This is a genomic window from Micrococcus sp. LASM2_SD2 (genome assembly GCF_057364565.1).
In genome coordinates this window covers 1-7,964 of the sequence record NZ_JBNFOB010000096.1, presented here as the reverse complement: position 1 = coordinate 7,964, position 7,964 = coordinate 1, and the positions used below count along the sequence as shown (strand labels likewise).

The following is a 7,964-nucleotide window of genomic DNA, read 5'->3' as shown; positions in this document are numbered from 1 at the left end:
GGCCCGGCGCGCCCAGGGGAAAGGGGGCTCACCAAGGCCCAGGAGCAGTGGCTCGCCGCCGAACGCGCCGGCGCCGCCACGGGGGCCGCACGTCGCCGCGCGCGCTGAGCGATTCGATAGTATGTTCGAACGCCGGCGGTCCGAGGGTGTCCGGCCGGAGAAAGGACCTGTGCCGTGATCGCCTCCCTGACCGGGACCGTCGAGTACGTCGGACTGGACCGCGCCGTCATCGCCTCAGGCGGGGTCGGCCGGCTCGTGTTCGCCACGCCGCAGACCCTCTCCTCTCTGCACCAGGGCCGTGAGGCGCATGTGCACACCCACCTGGTCGTGAAGGAGGACTCCCTCACCCTCTTCGGCTTCGCCGACCGGGCCGAGCAGGAGGTCTTCGAGATCCTCCTGGGTGCCAACGGCGTCGGCCCCCGTCTCGCCCTGGCCGTCCTGGCAGTGCACCCGCCGGAGGCCGTGCGCCTGGCCGTGACCCGGGAGGATGAGAAGGCCCTCACTCAGGTCCCGGGCATCGGCCCCAAGCTCGCAAAGAAGATCCTGGTGGAGCTGTCCGGCCGGCTGGCTCCGACCGGCGCCGAGGTCCCGGAGGCCGCCCACCCGGACGAGGCCCCCGAGGTGCCGGCCGAGGCCTGGCACGCGGACGTCGTCGAGGCCATGGTGGGCCTCGGCTGGTCGGAGAAGGATGCCGTCAAGCGCGTCGAGGCCACGCTCACCGCCCACCCCGAGCTGGACGAGGGACGCGACATGGCCGCCCTGCTGCGCGCGACGCTGCGCGAGGTCGGCGCGTCCGCCACCGTCCGGAGCGGCCGATGACCGGCGCCGGGCTGCCCGGAGCCGGCGGTGGGGGCCTCGACCCGGACCGCGTGGTCGCCGGAGACGCGGGGGAGGACGAGCGCCGGCTCGAGGCGGCGCTGCGTCCGAAGCACCTGGACGAGTTCGTCGGTCAGGAGCGCGTCCGGGAGCAGCTGGACCTCATGCTCGGCTCGGCCCGGCTGCGCGAGCGCGCTGCGGACCATGTCCTACTCTCCGGCCCGCCCGGGCTGGGCAAGACCACGTTGGCGATGATCGTGGCCGCGGAGATGAACGCGCCGCTGCGGATCTCCTCCGGCCCGGCCATCCAGAACGCCGGCGACCTCGCCGCGATCCTGTCCTCGCTCACCGAGGGCGAGGTGCTCTTCCTCGACGAGATCCACCGCATGTCCCGCCCGGCCGAGGAGATGCTCTACATGGCCATGGAGGACTTCCGCGTGGACATCGTGGTGGGCAAGGGCGCCGGCGCGACCTCCATCCCGCTCGAGCTGCCGCCCTTCACGCTCGTCGGCGCCACCACCCGCGCGGCCTGCTGCCGGGACCGCTGCGGGACCGCTTCGGCTTCACCGGCCACCTGGAGTTCTACTCGCCGGACGAGCTCGAGCTCGTGCTGCGCCGCTCCGCGCTGCTGCTGGACATGGACGTCACCTCGGCGGGCTACGCGCAGATCGCCTCCCGCTCGCGCGGCACCCCGCGCATCGCCAACCGGCTGCTGCGCCGCGTCCGGGACTGGGCCCTGGTCAAGGGGCTGCACACCGTGGACGCCGAGGCCGCCGGGCGGGCCCTGCACATGTACGACGTGGACGAGCGCGGCCTCGACCGCCTCGACCGCTCCGTCCTGCACGCCCTGTGCACGGTGTTCGGCGGGGGACCGGTGGGCCTGTCCACCCTCGCGATGGCCGTGGGCGAGGAGACCGAGACGGTGGAGACCGTGGCCGAGCCCTTCCTCATCCGCGAGGGGCTCATCGGACGCACCCCGCGCGGCCGCATCGCACTGCCCGGCGCCTGGGAGCACCTGGGACTCGCCGCACCCGATCAGGCCTGAGATCCGGCGCCCACAGGCCGACGGATGACGCCTCGAGGCGGTGCGCTGGCCGTCGTCGGGCCCCACACGCCCTAGACTGGACTCCACTGTGCGCACCACCACACCCGGAACGGGTGTGCGTGCGCACGTCCGCATCCCACGACGACGGAGAGTGTCTCCTCTTGACCACGCCCGCCCAGACCATCGCAGACCTGCCCCTCGTCCTCGGCCAGCAGGCCGGGGGAGGCGGCGGCAACCTCTTCCTACTGCTCATGTTCGGCGCCATGGCGCTGCTGCTGTTCTTCTCCTTCCGCAAGGCACGCAAGGCCCAGCAGGAGCAGACGAAGATGCGCACCGAGCTCGAGCCCGGCGTCGAGGTGATGACCGGCTCCGGCATCTTCGGCCACGTCGTCTCCGTGGACCGGGACCGCCAGCGCGTGACCATCGAGGTCGCCCCGGGCACCGCCATGGACGTGCATCTGCAGGCGATCGCCCAGATCGTCGCCCCGGACTCCGTCGCCGCCTCCGGCTCCGGTGCCGTGCCCGCCGAGGGGCAGGCCGCCCCGGCCGAGCCCGTCGAGCCCGTCGAGCACCGTGCCGACGAGGACGTGGACCGCCGCCGCATCCGGCTCGACGGCGAGGACCAGCCCCGCCGTGACGAGCGCCCCTGACCCATCCGTCCGCGACCCGGCCCCACCGGCCGGGTCGCTCGATCTGTGGAGAGCCTGAACGCCCATGGCATCGAAGACCCCCGCGAGCGCGGCACGTCGCACCCTGACGTGGCTCGGCGCGCTCATCGCCCTCATGGCCGTCGTGCTCGGCATCGGCGTGGCCACGCACCAGGCCACCTGGGCGCCACGCCTGGCCCTCGACCTCGAGGGCGGCACCCAGATGGTGCTCGCCCCGGAGACCGCCGGCGGCCAGCGCGTCACCCCTGAGCAGCTCGACCAGGCCGTGGAGATCATCCGGGCCCGCGTGGACGGCTCCGGCGTCGCCGAGGCCGAGGTCGCCACCCAGGGCGCCGAGAACGTCGTGGTCGCGATGCCGGGCACCCCGGACGAGCAGACCCGCCGACTCATCCAGGCCTCCGCGGACATGGAGTTCCGGCCCGTCCTCCAGCTCGGACCCGCCGAGCCGGTGGCCGAGGACCAGCGGACCCCGAAGAAGGACTTTCCCAAGCCGGAGGGCGAGCCGAAGGACGCCTACGACCCGAACTGGCTGACCCCGGAGCTGCTGGACGAGTTCCAGAAGACGGACTGCACCGTCCCGCGCGACCCGGGCGCCGAGCCGCTGCCCACGGTCAAGGCCGCGGTCGTCTGCCAGACGGCCACCGAGGAGGAGATCGCTGAGGGCACCGGCCAGAGCGCCAAGTACATCGTCGGTCCGCAGCTGATCCCCGGCACCCAGATCGAGGACGCCACCAACGGCATGGCGAACACCTCCTCCGGTGTCTCCACCAACCAGTGGGTCGTGAACCTCACCTTCAACAGCGAGGGCTCCGAGAAGTTCCGCGAGGTCACCCAGAAGCTCACCCCGTACCCGGAGGGTGACCCGCGCAAGCAGTTCGCCATCATCCTGGACGGCTCCGTGCTCTCTGCGCCGCAGTCCCAGGCCGTCATCACCAACGGGCAGGCACAGATCTCCGGACCGGGGTTCAACGAGGTCACCACAGCCCAGCTCGCGGAGCAGCTGTCCTACGGCGCACTGCCGATCAGCTTCACCATCGAGTCCGAGCAGCAGATCTCCGCGACCCTCGGCCAGGACCAGCTGTTCTGGGGCCTGGTGGCCGGCCTGATCGGTCTGCTGCTCGTGGCGGTCTACCAGTTCTTCCAGTACCGCGTGCTGGGCCTGCTGACCTTCGCCTCGATCATCGTGGCCGGCGTCATCACCTGGCTGGCGATCTCCCTGCTGGGCTGGTCGGACAACTACCGGCTGTCCCTGGCGGGCATCGCGGGCCTGATCGTGGCGATCGGTCTGACCGCGGACTCGTTCATCGTGTACTTCGAGCGCATCAAGGACGAGCTGCGCTCCGGCCGGAGCATCGAGTCGGCCGTCCGGGAGGGCTGGAAGCGCGCCTCCCGCACCATCTGGGCCTCGAAGGCCGTGAACCTGCTCGCGGCCGCCGTCCTGTACTTCGTGGCGGTCGGCAACGTGCGCGGCTTCGCGTTCACCCTCGGCCTCACCGCGATCGCCGACCTGATCGTGGTCTTCTGGTTCACGCACCCGATGATGGTGCTGCTGTCCCAGTCCCGCTTCATCGGCGGCGGCCACCGCATGTCCGGCCTCGACCCGTTCCTGCTCGGCCGCGAGCCGCTGTACAAGGGCGCCGGCCGGGTCCGTGATTTCAAGCCGCTGCCGTCCGAGGAGGATGCGCCCCAGGCGTCCGGCGGCTCCGCGCGCCGTCGTCGCTCCCGCGGTGAAGCGGCCCGCCGCCAGACCATCGCAGAGCGTCGCCGCGCCGAGCGCGAGGCCGCGCAGCCGGCGACCACCACCACGTCCGAGCGCACCCAGGAGGACGGCCAGTGAACCGCTTCGCACAGTGGGGCAACGCCCTCTACACCGGACACAAGTCCTACCCCTTCGTCAGCGCTGGAAGACCTGGTTCGCCGCCGCGGCGATCCTGCTTCTGCTCGCGGGCGGACTGACCCTGATGCGCGGAGGGTTCAACCTCGGCATCGAGTTCCGCGGCGGCTCGGAGTTCGTGGTCTCCTCGGTGGAGAACACGGACGTCGCCGCCGGCGAGCAGGCCGTGAAGGACGTGGCCGCCGACGGCATCGCCACGGTCACCACCATCGCGCCGGGCACCATGCGCGTGCAGACCGAGCGAATGGACGACGCGCAGACGCTCGAGGTCGCCCAGAACCTCCAGCAGGCCTACGGCGTGGGCGCGGACCAGGTGACCTCCAACTTCGTGGGCCCGACCTGGGGTGCGGCCGTGTCCCAGCAGGCGCTCATCGGCCTGGTGATCTTCGTGGTCCTGGTGACCCTGTTCATGGCGCTGTACTTCCGCACCTGGAAGATGTCGCTGGCGGCCGTGATCGGCATGCTCTACGTGGTCGCCCTGACCGCGGGCATCTACGGAGCCACCGGCTTCGAGGTCACCCCGTCCGCCGTCATCGGCTTCCTCACCATCCTGTCCTACGCGCTCTACGACACCGTGGTGGTGTTCGACAAGATCCGCGAGAACACCCAGACGGTGCATGAGGACGCCGAGCGCACCTTCGCCGAGAACGTCAACCTCGCCGTGAACCAGACCCTGGTCCGCTCGATCACCACCTCGGTGGTGGGCATCCTCCCGGTGGGGTCGATCCTGTTCATCGGCGCCGGCCTGCTCGGTGCCGGCACCCTGTCCGACATCGCCCTGGCGATCTTCGTGGGCATCATCGTGGGCACCCTCGCCACCCTGTTCATCCAGGCCCCGCTCTACGCGCTGCTGCGCCGCGGGGACGGGGACGTCCGCGAGTCCGACGAGCCCGTCCTGGCCCGGCGTGCGTCGACCGGCCAGGCGCCCCAGGGCGCCACCGAGGGTGCCATCTCAGACCCCTCGGTCGGACGGGCCTGAGGTCGGGCCGCCCTCAGGCGGACACACGCACACCCCGCGCACGGCGGCGCGACGGCGGAGAGGTAGACTCCCCGCTATCGCGCCGCGTCCGCGTCGAGACGGGACACCCCACGTCCCGGGTGAGGAGAACGCCGCCATGACCCCGCCCTCCGGCCACGACGCCGACGCGGCCCGCCGCAGCCCGGCTGGTTCCGGCCGCAGTCCCGCCGCCCCTCCGCGCCCGCGCGGCCGCATGGCCCGGCTCACCGGCCGCCACGCCACCGAGTACTCGCCGATCCTCGAGCCGCTGATGCGGACGCTGCGCACCCGCTCGCCGCGCACCGACTTCAAGGAGGTCGTCCGCGCCTTCACGGTGGCCGAACGCTGCCACGAGGGACAGATGCGCCGCTCCGGCGACCCGTACATCACGCACCCCGTGGCGGTGGCCACCATCCTCGCGGAGCTCGGGCTGTCCGGCCCGACCATCTGCGCCGCGCTGCTGCACGACACGGTGGAGGACACGGACTACTCGCTGGCGCAGCTGCGGAAGGACTTCGGGGACGAGGTCGCGGTGCTGGTGGACGGCGTCACGAAGCTCGACAAGGTCACCTACGGGGCGGCGGCGCAGGCGGAGACGGTGCGCAAGATGGTCATCGCGATGGCCCAGGACGTCAACGTCCTGCTGATCAAGCTGGCCGACCGCCTCCACAACGCCCGCACCTGGCGCTACGTCTCCCCGGCGTCCAGCGCCAAGAAGGCCCAGGAGACCCTGGACATCTACGCGCCCCTGGCGCACCGGCTCGGCATGAACACGGTCAAGTGGGAGTTGGAGGACCTGTCCTTCGCGGCCCTGAAGCCGAAGGTCTACGCGGAGATCGTCCGCCTGGTGGGGGAGCGCAACCCCGAGCGCGAGAAGCACATCGAACGACTGCGCCAGGACATCGCTGCCCGGCTGCGGGACAACCGCATCAAGGCCACCGTCACCGGACGTCCCAAGCACTACTACTCCATCTACCAGAAGATGATCGTGCGGGGTAAGGAGTTCGACGACATCTACGACCTCACCGGCATCCGCGTGCTCATGGATTCGGTGAAGGACTGCTACGGCGCCCTCGGCGTCCTGCACGCCCAGTGGAGTCCGCTGCCCGGGCGGTTCAAGGACTACATCGCGATGCCGAAGCTCAACATGTACCAGTCCCTGCACACCTCGGTCATGGGCCCCGGCGGGCGTCCGGTGGAGATCCAGATCCGCACCTTCGACATGCACCGCCAGGCCGAGTACGGCGTCGCTGCGCACTGGATGTACAAGGCCCACGCCGCCGCAGGCTCCCCGGGCTCCTCGACCCCGCAGTGGCTGCGCTCGGTGATGGACTGGCAGAAGGACACCCGGGACCCGGACGAGTTCCTCCACTCGCTGCGCACCGAGATCGACGCGGACGAGGTCTACGTCTTCACGCCGAAGGGCGAGATCCGCTCGCTGCCCGCCGGTGCGACGCCCGTGGACTTCGCCTACTCGGTGCACACGGACGTCGGCCACCGCACCATCGGTGCCCGCGTGAACGGCAAGCTCGTCCCGCTCTCCTCGCAGCTCAAGCACGGGGACACGGTGGAGGTGTTCACCTCCAAGGCCGAGAACGCAGGCCCCAGCCACGACTGGCTGGGCTTCACGGTGTCTCCGCGCGCCAAGTCCAAGATCCGCCACTGGTTCGCCACCCAGCGGCGCGACGAGCAGGTCGAGCGCGGCCGCGAGTCCCTGACGCGCCAGCTGCGCCGCGCCCAGATGCCCGTGCAGAAGGTGCTCGGCGGCGAGGAGCTGCCGGCCGTCGTCGCGGACATGAACCTGGTGGACCTCGATGCCCTGTACGCGGCCATCGCAGACGGCCACGTGTCCGCCCAGCACGTGACGGAGAAGGTCCAGGCCAAGCTCGCCCCGCCGGAGCCGCCCGCACAGGACGGGTCCGCCGAGACGCGCGTGGGGGACATCGAGCTCGAGGAGATCGTCAAGCGCCCCGTGAAGCGGCCGGCGGCCTCCGGCGGCAGCCCCACCGGGGTGCTGGTGCAGGGCGACGCCGGGATGTTGTCCAAGCTCGCCCGCTGCTGCAACCCGGTGCCGCCGGACGAGATCTGCGGGTTCGTCACCCGTGGCTCGGGCGTCTCCGTGCACCGCCGCGACTGCCGGAACGTGGACACCCTTCTGGAGCAGGAGCCCGAGCGTCGCGTGGACGTGGACTGGGCCCCGTCCCGGAACGCCGTGTACCTCGTGGAGATCCAGGTGGAGGCCCTCGACCGCACCTCGTTGCTCTCGGACGTCACCCGCGTGCTCGCGGAGAACCACGTGAACATCCTCTCGGCCTCCGTGAACACCACGCGCGACCGCGTGGCCATGAGCCGCTTCGTCTTCGAGATGGGCGACCCGATGTACCTCGGCCACGTGATCAACGCGGTCAAGCGGATCGACGGCGTCTTCGACGTCCACCGCACCTGAGGCGCCACGGCGGCACAGGGGCACGCCCGGGGCCGGCGGGGGTCACGCCGAGACGTCGAGCCCCGGCCACCGGCCCCCGCCTCAGCTCAGCAGCTCCG

Annotated in this window: 4 protein-coding genes and 2 pseudogenes; all 6 read left to right on the top strand. The window is 71.3% G+C overall.

Features of this window, described 5'->3' with window-relative positions:
* Positions 1 to 174: 174 nt before the first annotated feature.
* The 6 genes and pseudogenes from ruvA (at position 175) to AC2W7A_RS06700 (ending at position 7,866) form a co-directional block, all read left to right on the top strand.
* Positions 175 to 819, top strand: a complete 645-nt coding sequence (gene ruvA / locus AC2W7A_RS06725; protein ID WP_485990680.1) for a Holliday junction branch migration protein RuvA — start codon at positions 175 to 177, stop codon at positions 817 to 819.
* A pseudogene (ruvB, locus tag AC2W7A_RS06720) lies at positions 816 to 1,861 on the top strand (Holliday junction branch migration DNA helicase RuvB). The gene ruvA and the pseudogene ruvB overlap by 4 nt, the downstream one beginning before the upstream one ends.
* Before the next feature lie 161 nt (positions 1,862 to 2,022).
* Entirely contained in the window at positions 2,023 to 2,511 is a 489-nt protein-coding gene (gene yajC / locus AC2W7A_RS06715) for a preprotein translocase subunit YajC (RefSeq protein WP_485990679.1), read from the top strand.
* 64 nt (positions 2,512 to 2,575) lie between these two features.
* Entirely contained in the window at positions 2,576 to 4,366 is a 1,791-nt protein-coding gene (gene secD / locus AC2W7A_RS06710; protein WP_485990678.1) for a protein translocase subunit SecD, read from the top strand.
* Positions 4,363 to 5,402, top strand: a pseudogene (gene secF / locus AC2W7A_RS06705) (protein translocase subunit SecF). Before secD ends, secF begins: the two are co-directional and overlap by 4 nt.
* A gap of 136 nt (positions 5,403 to 5,538) precedes the next feature.
* Positions 5,539 to 7,866, top strand: coding sequence for a RelA/SpoT family protein (locus AC2W7A_RS06700; RefSeq protein WP_485990677.1), 2,328 nt, complete (start codon positions 5,539 to 5,541; stop codon positions 7,864 to 7,866).
* The last annotated feature ends 98 nt before the right edge of the window (positions 7,867 to 7,964 follow it).